Here is a 19990-nt window from a genome sequence, read left to right as displayed (position 1 = left end):
CGACGGCCAGCGCCTGGTGAGAGGACCCCAGCCACCCCACTTCCCCCTGGCCAGGTTCGCATCCCCCGGGCCGAACACAGGAAACAGTGGGAAGTGCGCGACGTGTGCCAAGCAACGGGACGACCCTCGAAACGGTCCCCGCCGTTCTCTCGGGAAGCGTTCTGGAGTCTGAGGGAGATCCGGGCGTCACGGATCCATGCCAGGACGGGCCGCCGGGGGCCCGTGCCGCCGTGATCGCTGCCTGGCGCGCTCACGCGACGATGGCCTAGGGCGGCGGCCGGGAACGCATGGCCGCCCCGCGCCAGGGGCTTGCTGCCTCGGTGGACGCGGCACCAGAGGTCCGTCTTGTGGTGCAGGTCACAGAAACTCGGATTCTTGGGCGGACAGTCCGTGGATGTGGAGATGAGTATGCGTGCCCGTGTGCACGCCGGGGAGCCGGATGCGTTCAGGGAACTGTTCGATGAGCACGCTCGCGCGGTTTATAACCACGCCTTCCGGCTGACGGGGAACTGGTCGACGGCCGAGGACGTGGTGTCCCTGACCTTTCTTGAGGCGTGGCGGCTGCGCGACCGCGTCGACAGGGACGCCGACGGACAGTCGCTGCGCCCATGGCTTCTTGGTATCGCCACCAACATCGCGCGCAACGTACGCCGCGCCGCCCAGAGGTACGACGGCGCGCTGTCGCGGCTTCCGAAGGCGGGGGTGATGCCGGACTTCGCCGACGAGGTCGTCACCCGCATCGGTGATCGCGAGCGGCTCGCCCTCGTGCGTGCGGCGCTGGCGGCGCTGCGCAAGCCGGAGCGGGAGGTGCTGGCCCTGTGCGTGTGGTCCGGGCTCGACTACGCCGAGGCGGCCGAGGCGCTCGGAGTGCCGGTCGGGACGGTTCGGTCCCGGCTGTTCCGAGCGCGCAAAAAACTGAACAAGCTCGTCACCGCTGGAAAGCTTCAGGCGCCCGAAAGAAATCGGGAACCGCGGCCCGACCACGGACAGGTAAATGGTGACCGCGAAGTCGCGGTCCGGTCCGCTCAGGAGATCAACCGATGAAAACCTCCCCGAATCAGCCCGACCCCGACGAGTTCGCCGAGTTGGCCAGGCTATTGCCGGGGCCGGTGGAACGGGATCTGCCGAGCGGCCGGCACCGGCAAATCCAGGAGTTCGTCATGAGCCAGATCCACCAAGACCTCCAGTCGGCCGACCAGGCTCCCCGCCGTTCACCGAAGCGGCGGCCCATTCTTCTCGGCTCGGCACTGGCCGCCGTCGCCGCCGTGACCGCCGCCGCGGTGGTGATCGGGGGCAGCGGTTCCGGTGAGCCTGCCGGGTCCAAGAACGGCTCTGGCACGCAGGCGGCGGCATCGCCGTCCGGCCGGCAGCTCCTGCTCGTGGCCGCCACCACGGCGGAGCGGGCACCAAAGGCTTCTGGCACCTACTGGTACGTCAAGACGACGAGGACCAACTCCAATGGCGGTGGACGCACCTCGCTGGAGAGCTGGACTCGGCGCGACGGCCGAGTCTGGTGGAAGGGAGAGAAGACCGGGGGCAAGGCCGTCCAGCTCACCCACCCCATTCCATTCCGGCTGGGCGGCCCCGATGTGACCTTCGAACAGCTCCAGAAGCTTCCGACCACGCCGGATGCGCTGAAGACGTGGATCGCCAAATCCGTCGAGTCCGGGAACATCAGGACCAGCGCCGGCAAGCTCGACGCCGCCGGCCGGAAGGAATCCACCTTCGAGGGCCTGCTCTCCCTGGTCTCCCAGTTGCCGGCCCCGCCGAAGGTCCGCGCTGCCGCTTTCCGCGCGATCGCCTCGTACCCGAACGTCAAGAACCTCGGCCGGGTCAAGGGCGGCCAGGGACTCTCGATCGCCTTCAGGGGAAATCAGTCGGCGCACCTGGTCGTCGACCCGAAGACGTCGCGGATCATCGACACCGATTACTTCGTCTCGGCCGACGGAGGAGTGGTCTCGGTGCCGGGCGGCGCCTCGATCACCGCCGAGTGGACGAACCTGCCGCCCAAGTAGTCCTCCGGCCGTCACCGGCGGCTCGTCCATAGGCAGATCGCCCGCGCGCCGTCCCCACTGGCGGACAAGCCGTCGCCATGGACGTCGGGGGCATGGCGATGGACTCCGCCCAGGCTCGCGTCCGGCCTGGTCCGCCGGACGGGCCTGGCCCCAGCGCGTACAGCAGCCCCGTCGATCACTCGACGGGGCTCCTGCGCGGTCAGGTGAGTGCGGTGCGGCTCTGCCCAGAGGCCAACGCCCGCAACTCCCGCGCCGCCGGAAGGTCCCGAGATTGTTCAGGAAGCGCCCGTAGGACGTGCCCGGTCAGCAGATTTATCCCGGCGGCCTTTGCTTTGGGGTATTCATGCAGTGTGGCCAGTGCCTCCGCTAGACCTGCATCGACCTCGCGCTCTTTGATGAGAACCGAAGCTCGCATTAGGCGCAGGTTCTTTACGGCGACGCGGCCTGCGCCACCGTAGGCCGCATAGGCTTTATCAAGTGTCGCGCTTGCTTGGCGGTCGCCTAACTGTGTGTACACGTAGGACTCCGCCCAGCGGAGTTGGCTCTCGCGGAATGCAAGTGGGGTCTCCTCCGCCGACTCTGGGAGCGCGTCCACGGTCCGCCTGAGAGCGTTGAGCGATGCGTGAGCTTGCCGGGCGTCGTTCTGGTCTGCGGCGACGTAGGCGCGTGCGGCGTATGCGCGAGCGAGGCCGGGCGACGGTGCTCCCTCTGCGATCTCGACGGCTTCCGTTGCCAGATTGGCGATGACGCTCCCTGGGTTCTCTCCCCAGAACGCGTCTTGGGCGGCGCGCCCGCGCGCCCAGACCCGTAGATCGCGGTCGCCCGACGCATCGGCGGCGTGCCTGGCGACGTCCCACGAGGTTCGCGCGGCGCATTGATCACCCACGTCGCCGAGGTCGATTGCCAGCAGGCCGGACAGTCCGGCGCTGACGCGGAGCAGCCCGACCTGATCACTGTCGTTGCGGGGTCGTTCGAGCAGTTGCCCCACCGTGATGAGCTCGGTAGTGAGGCCGCCGACCAATTCACCGGCCGGGCGGGTGGTGAGGAGCTGCCCGTACTCGTGGACGGTGGCTTCCCAGGCGCCGAGGCCGAGAGCATTGCCGATGGCATTTCGGATGCCGGACAGGACGGTTTCCACAGCGCCTGGCGGGCTGGCGATTCCAGCGGCTGCGGCGGTGATCACCTGGAGTGCGGCACGTCGTTTCACGTCGTCGTCCCCCTGTTCGGGAGTTGGACTCTGATCCACGCTACCGCCGGGGATGCCTGGTGCGTCTTCGACAAGGGGCCCCGATGCGGATTGGGCGCGCCTGTCCAGTTCGTCGCCGAAGAGGTCTTCCTTCGTCGTCTCGAAGACGGTGGCGAGGATGTCCGCCCACATGGCCGGGAAGTGGATGCCCCGTTCCCATCGGTAGATCTGAGCGCCGGTGCCCCTGACACCCGGCGAGGTGAGGGGCATGTTCAGCACGCCCCGCAGGCGGCGGGCCAGGTCGTATTTACCCCAGCCCCGGTCAAGGCGCTCCGCTTCGAGGCGAAGGGCCCATTCAGGGCGTTGCTCACGAGACATGGCTTTTGCACCCTTCCGCCTGGAGGTCGCCGCAGGCGACCGGCTCACGTCAACGCCATTGTCACCGTCCGTCACTGGTTGCGCAGGGTTTTCACCCCAATGCGCATGGTGGACGTGCGGCTCGGCGCGCAGGGGCGCTGAAGGCCAGTCCGGCGACAGGTGTCAGATGCCCAGGACGAGCTCTCTCAGGGCGTAGGCGGTCATCAATGCCTGATCGACGTCCTTCTGCGAGGGCCAGCCGTCGTCGGCCGAGTGGGCGCACAGGTTGCGGACCTGACGCAAATGGCCGATCTGCTTGGCCGGAAGTCCGCTGAGCCGGGCGATGAAGGCGACGGAACGAAGGGGCTCCTCACCGCGGTCGCGGACGAGTTTGTCGACGTGCGACCAGGTCTCTAGGACTTCCGCGACGCCGCGGTCCGGGCGCCTATCGGTGATCGTGCCGACCAGGTTGTAGTTGGATCGCGCCTGACGAGCGGCGCCTGCGTTCCGCTGCATGCCCACGAGTATGACCGATTTGGACAGTGCAAACGAGACAAGGCAGATATGCGAAAGCCTTGGGCAAGGGTCAGTTTCCCGCCAGTCCGGCGACCGCCTTTTCCAGGCGGGCCGCGCGAACGGCCGGGGTCCTGGCCTTCAGCAATGGCAATATCAGCAGGTAGCGGCCGGTCTTGTCGAGCGCCTCGAAACGGGCCGCGGCCTCCGGGCGTACGGTCAGCGCCGCCGCCAGATCGGACGGGACGGTGACATCGCGCTGGGCCGCGTACGCCTGGTCCCACCGTCCGTCCGCCTGGGCGGCGGCGACTTCCGCAAGGCCGGGCGGCCGCATCCGTCCTGCGGCGGTGAGCGCCTCCACTTTCTCGACGTTCACCCGCGACCAAGGGCTGGCCTTGCGCCGACGCGAGTAGCGCTGGAGGTAGCGGTGCTCGTCGAGTCCCTTGCGCTGGCTGTCGATCCAGCCGTAACACAGCGCGACGTCGAGGGCCTGCGCGATGCTCACCAGGGTCACCGGCGCGTTCTTCTTGGCGATCGCCAGCCACACACCGCCCTCGTCCTGGTGATGGACGGCCAGCCACGCCTCCCACTCCGCGGCGTCCGCGAAGTGCATCGCCGGCCCTGTGATGGCGGATCCGTGTGGCATCGCATGCTCCCTGTCCTCGTCCAACGCCCACCACGCTAGGACACCAATAGGTCAGTGAATGTCCTCTTCGATGCCACGCTGCCTCGAACAACGTGCATCGCTCGCTCCACCGTCCTGTGTTCACGTGGCGGCGGCGCGAAGCAGAGGGTCCGGAGCAATCGGGCGACTGAGCGGCCCAGACATGAGCCAGGGGTTATATTGAGTCGATGGCCTGGGATGTGATCCTCCTCGAACCGGTCGAGAGCTGGTTCCTCAAGCTGTGTGAGTGCGATGTGGACACCGCGGCCTTGGTCGAGCAGGCCATCGACCTGTTGACCGAGGTCGGGCCGACGCTGGGACGACCGCTCGTTGACACCCTGGAGCACAGCGAGCTACACAACCTCAAGGAACTGCGGCCAGGCAGTCGAGGGCGATCGGAGATCCGGATGCTGTTCGTCTTCGACCTGGAGCGTGCCGCGATCTTCCTCGTGGCCGGAGACAAGGCCGGACAGTGGTCCCGCTGGTATGACGAGGCCATCCCACTGGCGGAAGCCCGCTACGCCGAGTATCGGGCCGCGAAGGACAAGGAGGCCAGGCGATGAGTACTGGGCGCCGCTGGCAGGACATCAAAGCCGAAGCACACCGCCGCCATCCCGAACTGGCCGACCCCGAGCGCCGGGCACAAGCGAGCGCCGTACTGAACGCGCACATCGCCGGCCACCACCTCAAGGAACTCCGCAAGGCCGTCGGCAGGACGCAAGCCGAGGTCGCCCAGATTCTCGGAGTTTCTCAATCTCGTATCTCGCAGATCGAGAACGGCGACCTCGAAGCCATGGAACTGGAGACGCTTCGCGCCTATGCCGCCGCACTCGGCGGCCAGGTGGACGTCACCGTCAGCGTCGGGCCTCATTCGATCAAGGTTGCCTGAACCGCTCGGCGGCGATCTCGGGGCGCTTGGGCCGGTGGACCGGGCATCGGCGATCGTGGACGCCGCCGCCGTCCCGGCCCGGTCAAGGTCCGTGCCGGCAGGGCCTGCGATTCCGCTGAGCATCTGAGCCAACGCGGGATGGTGCCGCGCATTGCCCGAGCCGGTGTGGCGGGGGCGTGGAGGGGGCGACGAGCCGGGCGGGTCCGGCAGGGTCGGCGAGGCCCGTCACCATCCGAGCGACTCCTAGCCTCACCCGTCCGGTTTGCGCCATATGCGTCCTATCTCATCGCTTGTACCGGATCAGATCGATAAGCTAACGCCGAGCGATTCTTGACAATCGATTGGACCGGAAGTGGACGCGAGGTTGACACTACGGATCCAGGTGCTCGGGCCGATGCGCGCATGGCTCCACGACGAGCCGCTCCTGCTCGGGCCGCCCGCCCAACGCGCCGTGCTCGGCCTGCTCGTGCTGGCCGGAGGGCAGCCGGTCGGCCTGACCAGCCTGATCGACGCCCTGTGGGGCGATCAGCCGCCGGCCAGCGCCGTCAACATCCTCCAGACGCACGTGAAGCGGCTCCGCCGGCTGCTGGAACCCGGGCGGGCGCCGCGCTCCCCCAGCGAGATGCTGCCTTATCTGGGCGACAGCTACCGCCTCGGCGTCCCCGCGGACCAGATCGACATCATGCGCTTCCGCCGCCTCGTCCGCCACGCCGCCGACGGCGGGGAGGCGGCGGCCCTGACCGAGGCGCTGGCGCTGTGGCAGGGCCGGCCCTTCGCCGACCTCCCCCTGCTGGCCGAGCACCCGCGGGTGCTGTCGATCGTGGCGGAGCATCGGGCGGCGCTGGGCCGGTACGGCGCCGCCATGCTGGCGACCGGGGCGGTGGACCGGGCGATCAGCGCGTTCGAGGAAGTCGCGGCGGCCGACCCGCTGGACGAGATGGGGCAGGCTCGGCTCGTCCGCGCGTACGCCGTCGCCGGCTTCAGGGCACAGGCATTCACCACCTATCACGCGGTGCGACGCCGGCTGGCCGACGAGCTCGGCGTCGCCCCGGGGCCGGAGCTGACCGCCGCTTACCAGGAGATCCTGGACGAGGATTCGCGGGCACACGTCCTGACCGGGCCGCCCATCGCGGTCGACCGGACTGTGCCCGCGGAGTTGCTGGCCGACGTTCCGGTTTTCGTCGGACGGGCGTACGAGCTCGGCGAGCTCGACCGGCTGACCACCGCGCCGGAACCGGACACGAGCGCCATCGTCGTCGTGTCCGGCACCGCGGGCGTCGGCAAGACCGCTCTCGCCACCCGGTGGGCGCACCGCGCCCGCGACCGCTTCCCGGACGGCCAGCTCTACATCGACCTGCGCGGCTACGACCAGGAGCAGCCGGTGTCCCCCAGTGCCGCCCTGGCCAGGTTCCTGCGCTCGCTCGGCCTGCCGGGCGAGCAGGTGCCGGCCGACGTCGAGGAGCGCGCCGCCCGGTACCGCAGCCTGCTCGACGGGCGTCGCATGCTGATCCTGCTGGACAACGCCGCCTCGGTCGACCAGATCCGGCCGCTGCTGCCCGGGTCGGCCGGCAGCGCCGTGCTGGTGACCAGCCGCGACAGCCTGCCCGGCCTGGTCGTGCGGCACGGTGCGCGCCGACTGGACCTCGACGTCCTGCGCCGGGACGATGCGCTGGCGCTGCTGCGGCGACTGGCGGGCGAGTGGGTGACCGCGGAGACCAGCGCGGCCGAGGCGCTGGCGGCGCAGTGCGCCAGGCTGCCGCTCGCAGTGCGGATCGCGGCGGAGCTGGTGCACCGGAGGGCGCCGGTGGCCCTGGCCGAGGTGGTGGGCGAGCTCGCCGATCACCGGAGGCGGCTGGACCTGTTGTCCACCGGGGATCCGCGCTCCGACATCGGCGTCGTGTTCTCCTGGTCGTACCGGGACCTGCCGCCCGGCGCGGCCCACCTGTTCCGGCTGCTGGGCCTGCATCCCGGGACCGATGTGGACGGCTACGGGGCGTCCGCCCTCCTCGGCGGCGAGGAGGCGACGGCCCGTGAAAGCCTGGAGCTGCTCGCCGGCAGACATCAAGTGCAGCGCAACGGGGATCGGTACGGCATGCACGACCTGCTCCGGGCGTACGCCAAGGATCTGGCCGTCCGGAACGGCGAGGTCGAGCTGCCGCGCCGCGTCCTGGACTTCTATCTGTACACCGCGGCCACGGCGATGGACGTGTTGTATCCCGCCGAGCGAGACCAGCGGCCCCGGGTGTCGCGTCCCACGGTGGCGTTACCCACGTTGCACGACACCACGGCGCTGGCCTGGCTGGACGCCGAGCGCGCCAACCTGGTCGCCACCGCGGTGCACGCGGCGGAGCACGGGCAGGCCTGGTACCCGGTGCAGCTCGCCCTGGTGCTCTTGCGCTACCTGGAAAGCGGCGGCCACTACGCCGATGCCGTCACCCTGCACGAGCACGCGTTGCGGGCCGCCGAGAGCGTGCCCGATCACCGCAGCGCGGCACAGCTGCGGATCAACCTCGGGATCGTTGCCATCCGGCAGGGCCGGTACGCCGAGGCCCGCGCCGAGCTGCAGCGGGCTCTGGAACTCGCGTAGGAAGTCGCGCGCACGCTCTCACCCTGCTCCGCGGCGTGACCGGGCCGGCCGCCCCGTCGAGGCCCGGAGGCATCACCTGTCCGCGCTGCGCCACGCCAAGGGCCGCGGAAGATCACCGACGGACGGGTCGAGGCGGTGATCTCCGCGGCGCCTGATGCGACTGGATCAGACCCTGGACCGCGGCGCCCCGGCCTTTCACCTGGACCAAGACCGCAGACGAAATCCTTGAACGCCCTGCCTCAGATCTTCAAGGGATCACTGACGCAGTGCCCTGGTGGTGCTTTTTCGGATCTGTTGGTGGTCAGTTCTGTGGGTCAGAGTCGCGCCGGTCCGGAAATCCTTGAGGACAGTCGTGACCGATGTGTTCGTTATCACACACGTGAAGCCGGAAACCTCCAACCCCGGCACCTCGAGCGGCACCCTGGCGGCGCCTTCGACGGTGTGGTCGTCGCCGATCGGATAGTCCTTCGCATCCAGGGCGGTCGCCGACCGGTAAATGTGAAGTGTCGAAACTCCTCGCCTGCAGACGGCGTCCACGTCGGCGGTCACCTTGACGGAGATCGTGGTCACGTCCGCCTTCAGCACCACACCGACTTCACGGAACGTAACGGTGGCGACGGTGCCATCCCAACTGACATCGGTAGCCTCCGGCACGAAATGCGCGCCGTCCGCGAGTGCGGCGTTGGAGCCGCCGATCAGAAGCATTGCAGCCGCCATTGTCGAAGTGGCGGCCGTGGCAAATCTCGTCAGCACGTTCCGTGCCACGCCCAGTGATATGCGAGGAACACCAGGATGCCGGCTGGTCATCGATATCGGAGTGTTCGTGGTGGATGGCATGTCAGCCCTCTCGGCCAATATAAGTGCGAAAAGGAAGGCGGTCCACATTTCACGCGCGGCGGGCCGGCCCCAACGAGGTTCGGCGGCGACTGGTGCCGGTGCCTGCCCGGAACCAATCGCCGCCGTCGTCAACGCATCATCGGGTAGGTCGCCCGGAGCCCATCGGGAGGCCTCGGTCAGATCGGGTCGAATTCGACCGGGATTTCCTTGCCGTCCTGGTCCTTCGCGCCGCCGGACTCCGGGTTGACGACCGTGAAGTCCTTAATCACTCCGTCGAGCTCCAGCCTCACCGTCTCGAACCCGATGCGCAGGGTGGATACCCCCTTCAACGAGGCGGCTTTGACCGTGAAGTGAATGTCGATGTCGAGGTTGACCAGCTGTTCCCGGTGGAAGGTCTCCTTCAGGACGCTCTGACTGCTGTCCTTCTTGAAGCTGAGGGCCCACACCTTCCAGCCGGACGATCTCGGCAGGTTGTAGACCGTCCACAAGCTCTCGAAGTTGTGGCTCTTAAGCGTGCCTTTAATACGTCCGTCGATATCGAAGCCTTCCGACTGGATCGTGAGCTTCTGGAAGCTGCTGAAAGCGTGGGCAGCCGTAACGTTGCTCGCGGCCACCGCCCGCCTTCCGACCTGAGGGTTCGGAAGAATGACGTTGAACTCGCCGTTGGTGACCTTGATCACCCGCAGTTTCGACGAGGTGGCGGCGCTGGCCGGGCCGGCGGCAGTCAGAGTTCCGCCCGCTGCGAGGGTTACGACACTAGCGGTAATCGCCGCTGCGGTCCGGGTACAGGATCTCCACAAACGATTTCGCATGTCCCTCCTCCATTTCCGGTGTGATGTGATCCGTTGCGGTACAAGCTATTCAGCCGCACTGGACAGGCACTGGACGGGCACTGGACACCATCTGAAAGACGCGGTCGGACCCGGGGGTCGCCGCCCGGATCGCGGTGTACTCCTCCAGCTCAACGGACGCGCTCCCGTAGATCTCGTCCCGGCACGAAGACAGCGGCCACCTCTTTGCCACGCTTTCCATCTACGAAAACCGACCGAGGATCGCTCAGAATAGATGGCCGGCACGGTCGCGAGCGGCTTACGGAGAGGAGTACGAGAAACTCCCGATCGAGGTGCCGCTGCGCCATGTCACCGCCCGCTCATCAGCCGGGCGGCGGGTCGTTCACCAGGCCGTGGTCGGTGAGTTCCCAGAAGTGGCGGCGGCTGGGGCGCAGGAGTTGCGCCACAGCCTTGCAGGCGGCGACGCTCATCAGGGCCCAGTAGAGGGGTGCGGTCAGCATGGTCCGGACGGCGCGGTGGAGGTCGCGCTCCAGGCAGCCGGTCATCATGCAGTAGGCCATCAGGAGGTTGCCTCCCGCCATCGTGGCCACCCCTGTATAGAGCGTCGCCGCCGGGAACAGGACCCCGATGAACTGGACGCCCGTGAACAGGTAGATGAGGGTCAGCGCCCAGAACAGTGGATTGGCCAATGCGGCGAAGGTCGAGAACCCCATCGTGAGGTGGAAGGCGACGGTGCCCCTGGTGCCGAGCTCGCGCCACAACCGGACCGGATGGCGGGTGTGGACGAGCCAGGTCTGGATGTGGCCCTTGATCCAGCGGCTACGCTGGCGGATCCAGTTCCCCAGCCTGCTGTTGGCCTCCTCTTCCGTGACCGAGTCCATCATCCGGACGTCCCACCCACGACGGGCGATGCGGATGCCGAGATCGGCGTCCTCGGTGACGTTGTAGGGGTCCCAGGCCCCGAGGTCGCGCAGGGCCGCGGCGCGGAAGTGGTTGGACGTGCCGCCGAGCGGGATCGGCAGCCGGTGGCGGTCCAGGCCGCGCAGGACGAGGCTGAAGTTGGTGGCGTACTCGGCGGCGAAGCAGCGGGTCAGCCAGTTCGTCCACGGGTTCCAGTACTGGAGTTCGGCCTGGACGCAGACGACGCGGTCGGGCAGCGCGCGGAAGGCGAGGACGGCCTCGCGGAGTTGGCCGGTGGAGGGACGGTCCTCGGCGTCGTAGACGACGACGAACTCGCCACGGGCGTGGGCGAGGCCGACATTGCACGCCTTGGGCTTGGTGCGCGGCGCGGACGGCGGGATGAGGACGACCTCGAACGAGCCCGGCAGTTCGGGCGGGAGCGCGTCCCGTGTCTCGGTGTCGTCCTGCTCGACCAGCAACAGCACCTGGAGGCGGTCGGCGGGGTAGTCGAGGCGGCCGAGCCGGTCCAGGAGGTGCGGCAGGACCTCGGCCTCCTTGTACAGCGGGACGAGGACGGTGTAGGCGGGCAGCTCGCCATTGGGGACGGAGCGGAGGTCGTCCGGGCCGAAACGCAGCACCGGAGCCTCCCACGAACCGAGGACCATCAGCAGCTTGAACCCGACCACCAGCGCGTACACGGCGGTGCAGAAGGCGATCACGGCCTGCGCCCACCACGTGAAGGACGGCCCGGCGCCCGTCAGCGCGTGGACCCCGAGCGCGGCGGCGGCGAAGACGGCGGTGGCGCCGCCGACGGCGGCCTGCCCGCGGCTCAGCAGGCGGCGCGCGCTGAGGTCCTCAGGCGGTTCCGGCAGCAGCGCGGGCGCGGCGGCGGGACGCGGCGGCGCGGCCGTGGTCATCGGCGCGGTCACCAACCACTCCCCCCGCCTCGCCCCACCAACCCCGCCGCCGAGCTAACGACCGGCCTCACAACCGAGGTCGCCGGGGCCACGACCGGAAACGCGGCCGAACCCGCACTCACGATCGCGGGCGCGGACGAGGACACCGCCGCCGCACTCGCCGCCCGCCCCGCCACCGAGACCGCCCCCAGAGACGCCACCGGAGGCGCCGCCGGGTTCGCGGGCGCGCGTGCGGATGGGCTCGTCGCCGGAGTGGCCCTCCGGCTCGTCGCCGAGATCGCCGCCCGGTTCGCGGGCGGGGGCGGGGGTGTTCGGCGGTAGACGCGGTAGCGGCCGTCGTTGTAGGTGAGGGAGTAGGCGTTCAGGGCGGGGGTGCCGCGCAGTGCGGTCCAGGTGCCGTCCTCGGCGCCGGGGGTGGTCCGCGCGACGATCCAGCGGATGCCGTTGGCCGCCGGGTCGGCCAGGGCCCGGTCCCAGAGGCGGAAGCCGCCCTCATAGACGATCTGTGCGCTGGGCAGCCGGGACCGGAACGACACCGACTCGTTGCCGAAGCCCTGCATCAGGACACGGCCGCCGTCGTAGTGGCCGCGCAGCCACGCGGTGACCACGGCGGTCCGAGGGTCGGCCCGGCGCCGCCAGGCCAGCGGCTCGGCGAACGTGGCGGTGCCGGGGACGGCGAGCACGGTGGCGGCCACCGCCGCGACGGCCGCGCGGCGCGGCCGTGCCGCCGGGACGAGCACGCAGAGGTATCCGGCGAACACCGAAGTGGCGAGGGCCATGACCAGGCCGAACCGCACGTTGTAGAGGTCGCCGTTGATCGACGGGATGTGCAGGGGCCGCTGCCCCAGGTAGAGCATGAGGACGAAGAACGGCAGGAAGACCAGCGTGACGTAGGGCGCGGCCGACGCGGGGCGGAGCCGGTGCCGCCACGCGTACACCGCCAGCCCGGCGAGGGCGAGGAGGGGCGTGAGGGGTCCGACCACCAGGCCCACCGCGCCGAGGTAGGCGTGCGCCGACACGGTCAGGTCGCCGATCGCCCGTTCGCCGGACGTCACCCACAAGGACGGCTTGGCGTAGGCGCCCGAGCTCCAGTTGAGCGCGTCGCCGAACAGGACGTGGTTCCAGCACAGCCAGCCCGCGATCCCGCTGAAGGCGACGGCGCAGAAGAACAGGAGGTGCGACTCCAGCCGGACGCGCCGTCTCGCGCGGGACACCGGCGTGTCGCCCGCGACGCCGAGGTCGCCCGCGACCGCGGTGTAGGCCACGACGGCGGCGACGGCCAGGGCGAGGATCCAGCCCTCGTACCGGGTGAGGGTCGCCAGCAGCGTCGCGATCGAGGCGGTCGTGAGGTGCGTGTACCGGCCGGTGCGGCACCAGCGCTGAAGGTGGTCGACGGCCGCGGCGGCGCAGGCGAGGAGCGGCAGCTCCGTCATGGGCGTGCTCTGCAGGTACAGGACGTTGCTGTTCGCCGCGAACAGCAACGCCGCCGCCGCGCCGGCCGCGCGGGCCCGGCCGTCCGGTGGGCCGCCGGCGTCCGGTTCGCCGCCCGCCGGGAGCGCCATGCGCGCCGCGATTCGGTATAGGGAGCGGACGGTCAGCACGAACGCCGCCATGGAGACGGTCGCGCCCGCGAAGCCGGAGAAGTAGAGCCCGTCGAAACCGCTGAGCGGCAGCGCGAGCAGGTGCGTCAGCGGCAGCCACACGCCGCCGAGCTGCGCCGGTCCGGCCACCGGGCCGTCGATCACGCGCCGGGTGATGAGGGCGTGCGAGACGGCGTCGTCGTAGGCGAGGACGCCGCCGAGCCGCGCGTAGTGCGCGTACGCCGCCGCGGACAGCGCGGACGCGGCGAGCGTCACGAGCGTGAGCACCGGGTCCCGCGCCGGTGCCCGCCGCGCCCGCCGCGCCGCGCGCGCCAGGTTCCGGTGGACGCGGGCGAGGCTCAGCAGGGACCGGAGGACGACCTTCGGGGAGGCGCCGGTCTGCCGGCCGTGCTCGCGCGGGTGGTGCCCGACGGGCGCCTCGACGATCCGGTGCCGTCCCCGCGCGGCCCTGGCGAGCAGCTCGGGGTCGATCGCCGCGGCCTCGCCGATCAGCTCCAGGCCGGTCAGCACCCGCCGGTCGAAAAGTTTGTACGCGCAGTCCACGTCGTGGCTGCGGACGCCGAGCAGCAGCCGGGCCGCGAGCGTCCACAGCCGTCCGTTGATCCGGCGCGCGGGCGGGTCGGCGCGCTCGCGCCGGTAGCCGATCACGACGTCCGCGCGCTCGCGCCGCCGCAGGTCCAGGAACGCCGGGAGGTCGGCCGCGCGGAACTGCCCGTCGGCGTCGGTGAGCAGCAGCAGCCGCAGCCGGGTGCGGCGCAGCGCCGCGTCGATGCCGGTGCGGACAGCCGCGCCGTAGCCGCGGTTGGCGCCGTGGCGGACGGCGACGACCCGGCCGGGGTGACGGGCGGCGAGCGCGTCCAGGACCGCGCCGGTGCCGTCGGAGCTGCCGTCGTCGACGACCACGACGGCGTGCTCGACCCCGGCCTCGCGGAGCGTGCCGAGGAAGTCCTCGACGGTGGCCCGGAGGTTCGCGGCCTCCTGGTAGGCGGGCATGACGACCGCCACGCCGTCGACGAGCCCGGCCGCCGCGCGCTCCGGGACGGCGAGTGCCCGGGAAACCGCTGACGCCCCCACCGCGCACCCTCCCCCGTGGCGCGGCATCGGACGCCGCGCTGACCTACGCCAGCAGGGATACCGGCCGGGACGGGGGGCGGGGCGTGGTCGGCGCGGCGGGTTGGCGGCTTCTTTGCCGGACCGGACGCCCGGGATTGATCAGCGGGGCGCGGGCCCGGACAGGACGGCGTTGAGACGCTCCTCGCGCAGCCGGCCCGCCCACGAGTCGTCGATGGGCTGGAGCCGCTGGCCCACCGCCCAGGAGAGCAGCAGGTCGGCGAGCGCGGGATTGCGGACGAGCGCCGGGCCGTGCATGTAGGTGCCGAGGACACGGCCGCTGTAGGCGCCCTCGAAACCGCTGCCGTCGCCGTTGCCGACGCCCGAGACGACCTTGGCGAACGGCTTGGCGCCGGGGCCGATGCTGGTGGCGCCCTGGTGGTTCTCGAAGCCGGTGATCCGCGGGATGTTCAGCTCGGCGGACACGTCGCCGACGACCTCGCCGACCGCCCGCTGCTGCCCGCGGCCGCTGCGGATGTCGAGGATGCCGAGGCCCGGGACGGGCTGGCCCTCCTCGCCGCCGAACTCGTGGCCGAGGATCTGGAACCCGGCGCACACGGCGAAGACCACCGCGCCGCGCTGCACGGCGTAGGCGAGGCCGCCGTCGTTGCGCAGCCGCTGCGCGGCGAGGATCTGCGGGCGGTCCTCACCGCCGCCGAGCAGGTAGATGTGGCCGTCCTGGGGGACCCGCTCGTCCGAGCGCATGTGCACGGTCTCGGTCGGGATGCCGCGCAGCGCGGCGCGGCGCTCCAGGACGATCGTGTTGCCCTGGTCCCCGTAGGTGCTGAGCAGGTCCGGGTAGATCCAGACGATCTTGATGCGGTCAGACGACACGGCCGTACCTCGTTCGGATGCTCTGGAAGGCGGTGTAGTTGGCGATCACGTCCAGGTGACCGGGCGGGACCGCCATCACGGCCTGCTCGAAGTCGTCCACGACGGTGAAGGACACCTCGGCGGCCTCCAGCCGCGCGGCGAGGTCGACCCGGCGCTCCCCGGCGACCCAGACGGGACGGCCGCGCAGGATGCGGTAGTCGACGTCCCACAGCCAGGACGTGTCGCGGCCGTCGGGACCCTGCGCGTTGATCGACAGGGCGACCGGGCCGGGCGCCGGCTGGAGCACGTCGAACGCCTCCAGCCATCCCGCCGGGTTCTTCGACAGCAGCAGCCGGATGCTGCGGCCCTGGTGCTCGACCGTGGTGTAGCGGCCGGCGACGGAGGTGACCTGGCTGAGCAGCGGCAGCGCCTGCTCGGGCGGCACGCCGAACTGGGCGACGACCGCGAGCGCGACGAGCGCGTTGGAGCGGTTGGCGCGGCCGGGCAGCGACAGCCCCGTCAGCGGGAACACCCGGCCGTCGGGCGTCGCGATCTGGTCGCCGCGCAGGATCCAGTTCGGGCGGGGCCGGGCGAAGTGGCACTGCCGGCAGCGCCAGTCGCTGTCCTCGTCGGTGTCCTGCCGGTCGAGGGGGCCGCCGCACTCGGGGCAGCACCAGGAGTCCTCGCGCCAGTGCTGGCCGGCGGCGACCCACGTCACGTTGCGGGCCGTGGACGCCCCCCAGGTGACGAGCGGGTCGTCGCAGTTGGCGATGACGTGGCTCTGCGGCGACGCCTCCAGCGCCCGCCGCCACTTGCCGGCCAGCAGCCAGATCTCGGCGGCACGGTCCATCTGGTCGCGGCTGAGGTTCATCAGCGCGACGACGTTCGCGCCCGTCTCGGCGAGCACCATCGGAACGTATTTCTCGTCACACTCCAGCACGCCGTAGCGGGCCGAGGGGGCGGACGCGAGCGCCGACACGTGCCCGGTGGGCATGTTCGCGCCGAAGGCGTTGGTGGCGACCTCCCCCAGCGGCGCCATCGCCGAGGTGATCAGCCGGGTCGTCGTCGTCTTGCCGTTGGTGGCGCTGACGAGGACGAGCCTGCGGTCCTTGGCGAGCCTGGTCAGCAGCTCCGGGTCGAGCCGCAGGCCGATCCGGCCGCCGATCACCGAGCCGTCCCCGCGGCCCGCGATGCGGGACACCTTGGCGGCCGTACGACCGAGCGCGACGGCCAGCTGCGAACGCAGCGGAAGATCGCTCATGGACTCCGTCTTCTCTGGATGCGCCGGGGAAACCGCTCCGAGCCTAGAGTCAGTCTCATAGTGCCCTCAACCGGCCCGCACCAGCCTAGCCGGTGCGGGGCGCCGCCGCCCGATGCGACGAGCATCACACCGGGCCGTGTAAACCACTCCGGGCAATCTTGACCAGTACCAAGATGTCGTGATTCGGTGCGACCCCCGGCAGCGGTGTGCCAGATTCCCATCCACGCGCCCGTGAACGACGTCACCCACTACTTTTGTCGGGAGCCCTGCTGGTTTGCGGGGAGACGGGGTCCGTTCAGAGGCGGGCCGATCGCAAGCGTGGCGAAGCGGCGACAAGGCGAGGTCTGAGCGATGCAGTGTCCGACGTGCGGTTCTCACACGCCCGGGACGCTCGGCAGGTGTTCGAACTGTAATGCGCCGATCGACGTGTACTCGGTCGGCCCGGCCGATCCGCACGGCCAGGCGGCCGCCGACGGGCTGGGCGACAAGACGATGATGGTGCCGCCGCCCACACCGTCTTGGGCGCCGCAGGAGGCGCCGCAGGGCGCGGTTCCGTTCGACCAGCCGCCGCCGCTCGCGGCGCCCCTGATGGAGGCGCCGCCCGCCCCGCAGGGACCGGGACCCGTCCAGCCGGGCCCGCAACCCGCGCTCCAGCAGCAGGGGCCGCCGCCCGAGCCGCCGCAGCAGGCCGCGGGGATGCTGGCGCCCACCGACCCCGAGTCGACCGCGGCGTGGACGTTCAACCCCGACGAGCCGTCCGGCGGGTTCGCGACCCCGCCGCCGCCCACCTGGGCGGACGGCTCGTCCGCGGCGCCGCTGTCCCCGGCCGGGTCGCAGCCTCACGGGGGCGTCGCGTCCTTCGGCGCGGATCGGCCGCCCGCGTTCGGCGCGCAGCCGCTGCCCGAGCCGGAGTCGATCGTCCCGGAGTCGTGGTACGCGCAGCCGCGCAAGCCGCAGGAGCCCGAGGCCGAGGCCACCCAGGTCTGGACGCCGCAGCAGCCGGCCGCCGGGCAGGGGTGGGGCGCGGCGCCGCCCGGCGCGGGCGCCGAGCCGCCGGTCGAGTCGACGATGCTGGACGGCGGGGGTTTCAACGGCGGCCCCTACGGCGGCGCGCCGGGCCCGATGGGCAACCCCGGGACGCCGCTGGACGAGGGCACGCGGCTCGATTTCAACCCGGCCCTCGCACAGACTCAGATGGTCCCGGGCCAGACGGTCCAGGCGCAGTTCGGCCAGGACCAATTCGCCCAGGGACAGTACGGCCAGGATCAGTACGGGCCGGGACAGTTCGGGCAAGGTCCGATGGGGCCGGGAACGCCGCCGCCGATGGGCGGGAACCCGATGGGCCCGGCCGGCCCCGGGTTCGACGGCGGCTACCCGGGGCACGCCGCGCCGAGCAAGCGCGGGGGGCCGGGCAAGCCGCTCATCATCGGGGTGTCGGCGCTGGTCACGGTGGCCGTGGCCGCCGTCGGGTTCGTGCTGTGGCCGTCCGGCGGCAAGGGAGCGGCCGGCGCGAAGCCGGTCAGCCCGACGCCCGCGAACACGAAGGTCGCGCAGACCAACAAGATCCCGAGCGCGGCCCGGCAGCAGGCCGGCGCGATGAACGAGATCCTCAACGCCAGCGTCGACACGCGCCGCGTCCTCAACGCGGCCCTCTCGCACGCCGGCACCTGCAAGGATCTGCCCACCGCGATCCAGGGCTTCCAGACGGTCGCGCAGCGCCGCCAGAACCAGCTGCGCCGCAACCACAACCTCAAGCTGGACAAGGTCCAGAACGGCGAGCGGCTGCGCGGCTCGCTCCGGCAGGCCCTCCAGGCGTCGCTGGACGTCGACCAGGTCCTGCTCCAGTGGGCGCAGCGGAACCAGCGCAAGTGCAAGGGCAAGCCGCGTCCCGACGCCGCGCACGTCCCGGGCCGCGCCCCCGCCGAGCAGCGCGCCACGCAGGCCAAGCGCCAGTTCGTCGTGCTGTGGAACCCGGTCGCCAAGAACACCGACCTGCCCTCGCGCGACTGGCAGCGCGTCTGACCCCGGGCGAATCACGAGCGCGTTGCGACCGGGCGCGCCGAGTCCGGGTCGCGGGACGGCGCGTTATCTTTGCACCGTCGAACCTCACGGTTAGGGGCTCATATGCGGTGTCCGGGCTGCGGTAGCGACACCACGCCGGCGTTGCCCCGGTGCACACGGTGCAACGCGCCGCTCGACCACGCGTCCGCCGGGGAGAACGCCCTCCCCCACGAGGGTCCCGCCCCCGACGGCTCGTTCCGTCCGGGCGGGCTCTTCCGGGACGAGGCCACCGCGCGCGATCCCGGGCGGCCCGGCGTGCCGTACGAGGGCGGACGGCACGAAGCCGCACAGCACGAGGGCGTGCCGTACGAGGGCGGGCCGCCCGGCGGGCCGCCGAGCGGGTTCGGGGGCGCCGATCCGCTGCCGCCGCCGTGGGCGCGGCAGCAGGAGCCGCCGCCCTGGGCCGCGTCCCCGGCCGACTACACCACGCCCATGCCCCCGTCGGGCGAGACCTCGACCCCGCTGTCGCCGGAGCCGTGGGCGGAGCCCCCGATGTGGCAGCCGCCCGAGCAGCCGAAGAAGAGCAGGCGGCCCTACTTCCTGATCGCCGCGGGGATGCTGGTGCTCGCCGCGGTGGCGCTCGGGATCGTGCTGTGGCCGAACGGGTCGGGCGGCTCGAACGGGTCGGCCACGTCCGCGGGCGACCGGACGAGCGCGCAGCCGAGCGAGCCCGAGGCGCCGGAGACCGAGGGCGGCGACCCGTCCCCCACGGCCGAGGGGGACGCGCTGGAGAAGCAGGCCGGCACGGTGGAGGCCCTGCTGAAGGAGATGGCGGGCACCCGTTCCGACCTCGGCGCGGTCGTGACCGCGGGGTGCAGCACCTCCGGCCTGCAGCGCGTCCGCGACCAGCGGACCGAGCAGCTCGACAAGGCCCGCGGACTGGAGGTCGGCGCGCTCCTGGAGGGCGAGGAGATGAAGGACGCGCTGGTCCGCGCGTTGCAGGCGTCCGTGGAGTCGAACCAGAAGTACCTGGACGCGGCGCCGGGCTGCCCGGACGACGACGAGGTCGCCGGGAGCAACCAGAACGCGAGCGACGCCAAGAACGAGTTCATCCGCCTCTGGACGCCGAACGCCGGAAAGGCCGGCATCACGGTCCGCGACGCCGACACGATCTGAGCTAGTCGCCGAACCCGGTCACGGCGGCGAGCTGCCGGACGGCCTCGCCGAGCGCCGCCACGGCGCCGACCCGGCGTGCCAGCCGGTCGAGGGCACCGCGCATCCGGTCGTCGTCGGTGTCGGCCGCGGCCATCTCCTCCCGGATGTCGGCGAGATCGCGGCGGGCGCGGGCCCTGTCGGGCTCGGCCAGCTCACGGTCATGCCGGTCCAGCAGCCGCGCGACGAGGGCGAACGCCTCCGCGGCCTCCCCGGCGGCCAGGCCGTTCACCTGCTGGTTCTGCGTGACGTGGTCACCGGTCGCGAGTTGCCCGGACACGGTCGCGTTGCCGGTGACGCTGATGCCCCGGCCGTCGTGCTTGGTCATGCGCGCTC

The 19990-nt window shown here is 71.2% G+C and carries 17 protein-coding genes; 7 read left to right on the top strand and 10 right to left on the bottom strand.

The window, feature by feature from the left end:
- The first annotated feature begins 375 nt into the window (after positions 1 to 375).
- Entirely contained in the window at positions 376 to 1044 is a 669-nt protein-coding gene (locus E1291_RS02935; protein ID WP_242613906.1) for an RNA polymerase sigma factor, read from the top strand.
- Complete coding sequence (locus tag E1291_RS02930) at positions 1041 to 2015, top strand: CU044_5270 family protein (RefSeq protein ID WP_131735958.1); 975 nt, start codon at positions 1041 to 1043, stop codon at positions 2013 to 2015. Before E1291_RS02935 ends, E1291_RS02930 begins: the two co-directional genes overlap by 4 nt.
- 199 nt (positions 2016 to 2214) lie before the next feature.
- Here E1291_RS02930 and E1291_RS02925 read toward each other — a convergent pair whose 3' ends face one another.
- The 3 genes from E1291_RS02925 to E1291_RS02915 all read right to left on the bottom strand — a co-directional run bounded on the left by E1291_RS02925 (position 2215) and on the right by E1291_RS02915 (position 4717).
- Entirely contained in the window at positions 2215 to 3579 is a 1365-nt protein-coding gene (locus E1291_RS02925) for an NsdA family TPR-like regulatory protein (protein WP_242613905.1), read from the bottom strand.
- Positions 3580 to 3741: 162 nt separating this feature from the next.
- Positions 3742 to 4074: a hypothetical protein gene (locus E1291_RS02920; RefSeq protein WP_131735957.1), complete on the bottom strand. Its 333-nt coding sequence runs from the start codon at positions 4072 to 4074 to the stop codon at positions 3742 to 3744.
- Between the two features lie 70 nt (positions 4075 to 4144).
- Positions 4145 to 4717 carry a YdeI/OmpD-associated family protein gene (locus E1291_RS02915; RefSeq protein WP_242613904.1) on the bottom strand — a complete coding sequence of 191 codons (573 nt, stop codon included), beginning with the start codon at positions 4715 to 4717 and terminating at the stop codon, positions 4145 to 4147.
- A gap of 206 nt (positions 4718 to 4923) precedes the next feature.
- On the opposite strand from E1291_RS02915, the gene E1291_RS02910 reads away from it, so the two are divergent.
- From E1291_RS02910 to E1291_RS02900, 3 genes are all read left to right on the top strand, one after another.
- The gene (locus E1291_RS02910; protein WP_131735956.1) at positions 4924 to 5298 is read left to right on the top strand and encodes a type II toxin-antitoxin system RelE/ParE family toxin; all 375 of its coding nucleotides are present in this window, start codon (positions 4924 to 4926) and stop codon (positions 5296 to 5298) included.
- Positions 5295 to 5624: a helix-turn-helix domain-containing protein gene (locus tag E1291_RS02905; protein WP_131735955.1), complete on the top strand. Its 330-nt coding sequence runs from the start codon at positions 5295 to 5297 to the stop codon at positions 5622 to 5624. The genes E1291_RS02910 and E1291_RS02905 overlap by 4 nt, the downstream gene beginning before the upstream one ends.
- A 394-nt stretch (positions 5625 to 6018) precedes the next feature.
- A complete protein-coding gene (locus E1291_RS02900; RefSeq protein WP_131735954.1) occupies positions 6019 to 8211 on the top strand; it encodes an AfsR/SARP family transcriptional regulator in 2193 nt (730 codons plus the stop codon).
- Positions 8212 to 8466: 255 nt separating this feature from the next.
- Here the strand turns inward: E1291_RS02900 and E1291_RS02895 are convergent, their stop codons facing one another.
- The 6 genes from E1291_RS02895 to E1291_RS02870 all read right to left on the bottom strand — a co-directional run bounded on the left by E1291_RS02895 (position 8467) and on the right by E1291_RS02870 (position 16441).
- Entirely contained in the window at positions 8467 to 8976 is a 510-nt protein-coding gene (locus tag E1291_RS02895; RefSeq protein ID WP_165494933.1) for a hypothetical protein, read from the bottom strand.
- Positions 8977 to 9224: 248 nt separating this feature from the next.
- Complete coding sequence (locus tag E1291_RS02890) at positions 9225 to 9860, bottom strand: hypothetical protein (protein WP_131735952.1); 636 nt, start codon at positions 9858 to 9860, stop codon at positions 9225 to 9227.
- A 341-nt stretch (positions 9861 to 10201) separates the two neighbouring features.
- The gene (locus tag E1291_RS02885) at positions 10202 to 11668 is read right to left on the bottom strand and encodes a glycosyltransferase (protein WP_207400518.1); all 1467 of its coding nucleotides are present in this window, start codon (positions 11666 to 11668) and stop codon (positions 10202 to 10204) included.
- Positions 11665 to 14331: a glycosyltransferase family 2 protein gene (locus E1291_RS02880; RefSeq protein ID WP_207400517.1), complete on the bottom strand. Its 2667-nt coding sequence runs from the start codon at positions 14329 to 14331 to the stop codon at positions 11665 to 11667. Before E1291_RS02880 ends, E1291_RS02885 begins: the two co-directional genes overlap by 4 nt.
- A gap of 138 nt (positions 14332 to 14469) precedes the next feature.
- Positions 14470 to 15201, bottom strand: coding sequence for a type 1 glutamine amidotransferase (locus E1291_RS02875; RefSeq protein WP_131735951.1), 732 nt, complete (start codon positions 15199 to 15201; stop codon positions 14470 to 14472).
- Positions 15191 to 16441, bottom strand: coding sequence for a Mur ligase family protein (locus E1291_RS02870; protein WP_131735950.1), 1251 nt, complete (start codon positions 16439 to 16441; stop codon positions 15191 to 15193). The genes E1291_RS02875 and E1291_RS02870 overlap by 11 nt, the downstream gene beginning before the upstream one ends.
- Before the next feature lie 426 nt (positions 16442 to 16867).
- Between E1291_RS02870 and E1291_RS02865 the strand changes: the two genes are divergently transcribed.
- Together E1291_RS02865 and E1291_RS02860 are read left to right on the top strand one after the other, a co-directional pair.
- The gene (locus E1291_RS02865) at positions 16868 to 18463 is read left to right on the top strand and encodes a hypothetical protein (protein WP_131735949.1); all 1596 of its coding nucleotides are present in this window, start codon (positions 16868 to 16870) and stop codon (positions 18461 to 18463) included.
- A 141-nt stretch (positions 18464 to 18604) separates the two neighbouring features.
- The gene (locus tag E1291_RS02860; protein ID WP_131735948.1) at positions 18605 to 19618 is read left to right on the top strand and encodes a hypothetical protein; all 1014 of its coding nucleotides are present in this window, start codon (positions 18605 to 18607) and stop codon (positions 19616 to 19618) included.
- 1 nt (position 19619) lies between these two features.
- Here the strand turns inward: E1291_RS02860 and E1291_RS02855 are convergent, their stop codons facing one another.
- A complete protein-coding gene (locus E1291_RS02855; protein ID WP_131735947.1) occupies positions 19620 to 19982 on the bottom strand; it encodes a DUF5955 family protein in 363 nt (120 codons plus the stop codon).
- Positions 19983 to 19990 lie beyond the last annotated feature (8 nt).

The sequence above is a fragment of the Actinomadura roseirufa genome (assembly GCF_900659635.1).
Lineage (GTDB): Bacteria > Actinomycetota > Actinomycetes > Streptosporangiales > Streptosporangiaceae > Spirillospora > Spirillospora roseirufa.
This window is presented reverse-complemented; position numbering and strand designations above follow the sequence as displayed.

Bases quoted from the DNA above. Each gene is read 5' to 3' on its own strand.
- E1291_RS02920 (WP_131735957.1), bottom strand. From the start codon at position 4,074: ATGCAGCGGAACGCAGGCGCCGCTCGTCAGGCGCGATCCAACTACAAC.
- E1291_RS02855 (WP_131735947.1), bottom strand. From the start codon at position 19,982: ATGACCAAGCACGACGGCCGGGGCATCAGCGTCACCGGCAACGCGACC.
- E1291_RS02930 (WP_131735958.1), top strand. From the start codon at position 1,041: ATGAAAACCTCCCCGAATCAGCCCGACCCCGACGAGTTCGCCGAGTTG.
- E1291_RS02915 (WP_242613904.1), bottom strand. From the start codon at position 4,717: ATGCCACACGGATCCGCCATCACAGGGCCGGCGATGCACTTCGCGGAC.
- E1291_RS02925 (WP_242613905.1), bottom strand. From the start codon at position 3,579: ATGTCTCGTGAGCAACGCCCTGAATGGGCCCTTCGCCTCGAAGCGGAG.
- E1291_RS02910 (WP_131735956.1), top strand. From the start codon at position 4,924: ATGGCCTGGGATGTGATCCTCCTCGAACCGGTCGAGAGCTGGTTCCTC.
- E1291_RS02900 (WP_131735954.1), top strand. From the start codon at position 6,019: ATGCGCGCATGGCTCCACGACGAGCCGCTCCTGCTCGGGCCGCCCGCC.
- E1291_RS02890 (WP_131735952.1), bottom strand. From the start codon at position 9,860: ATGCGAAATCGTTTGTGGAGATCCTGTACCCGGACCGCAGCGGCGATT.
- E1291_RS02905 (WP_131735955.1), top strand. From the start codon at position 5,295: ATGAGTACTGGGCGCCGCTGGCAGGACATCAAAGCCGAAGCACACCGC.
- E1291_RS02870 (WP_131735950.1), bottom strand. From the start codon at position 16,441: ATGAGCGATCTTCCGCTGCGTTCGCAGCTGGCCGTCGCGCTCGGTCGT.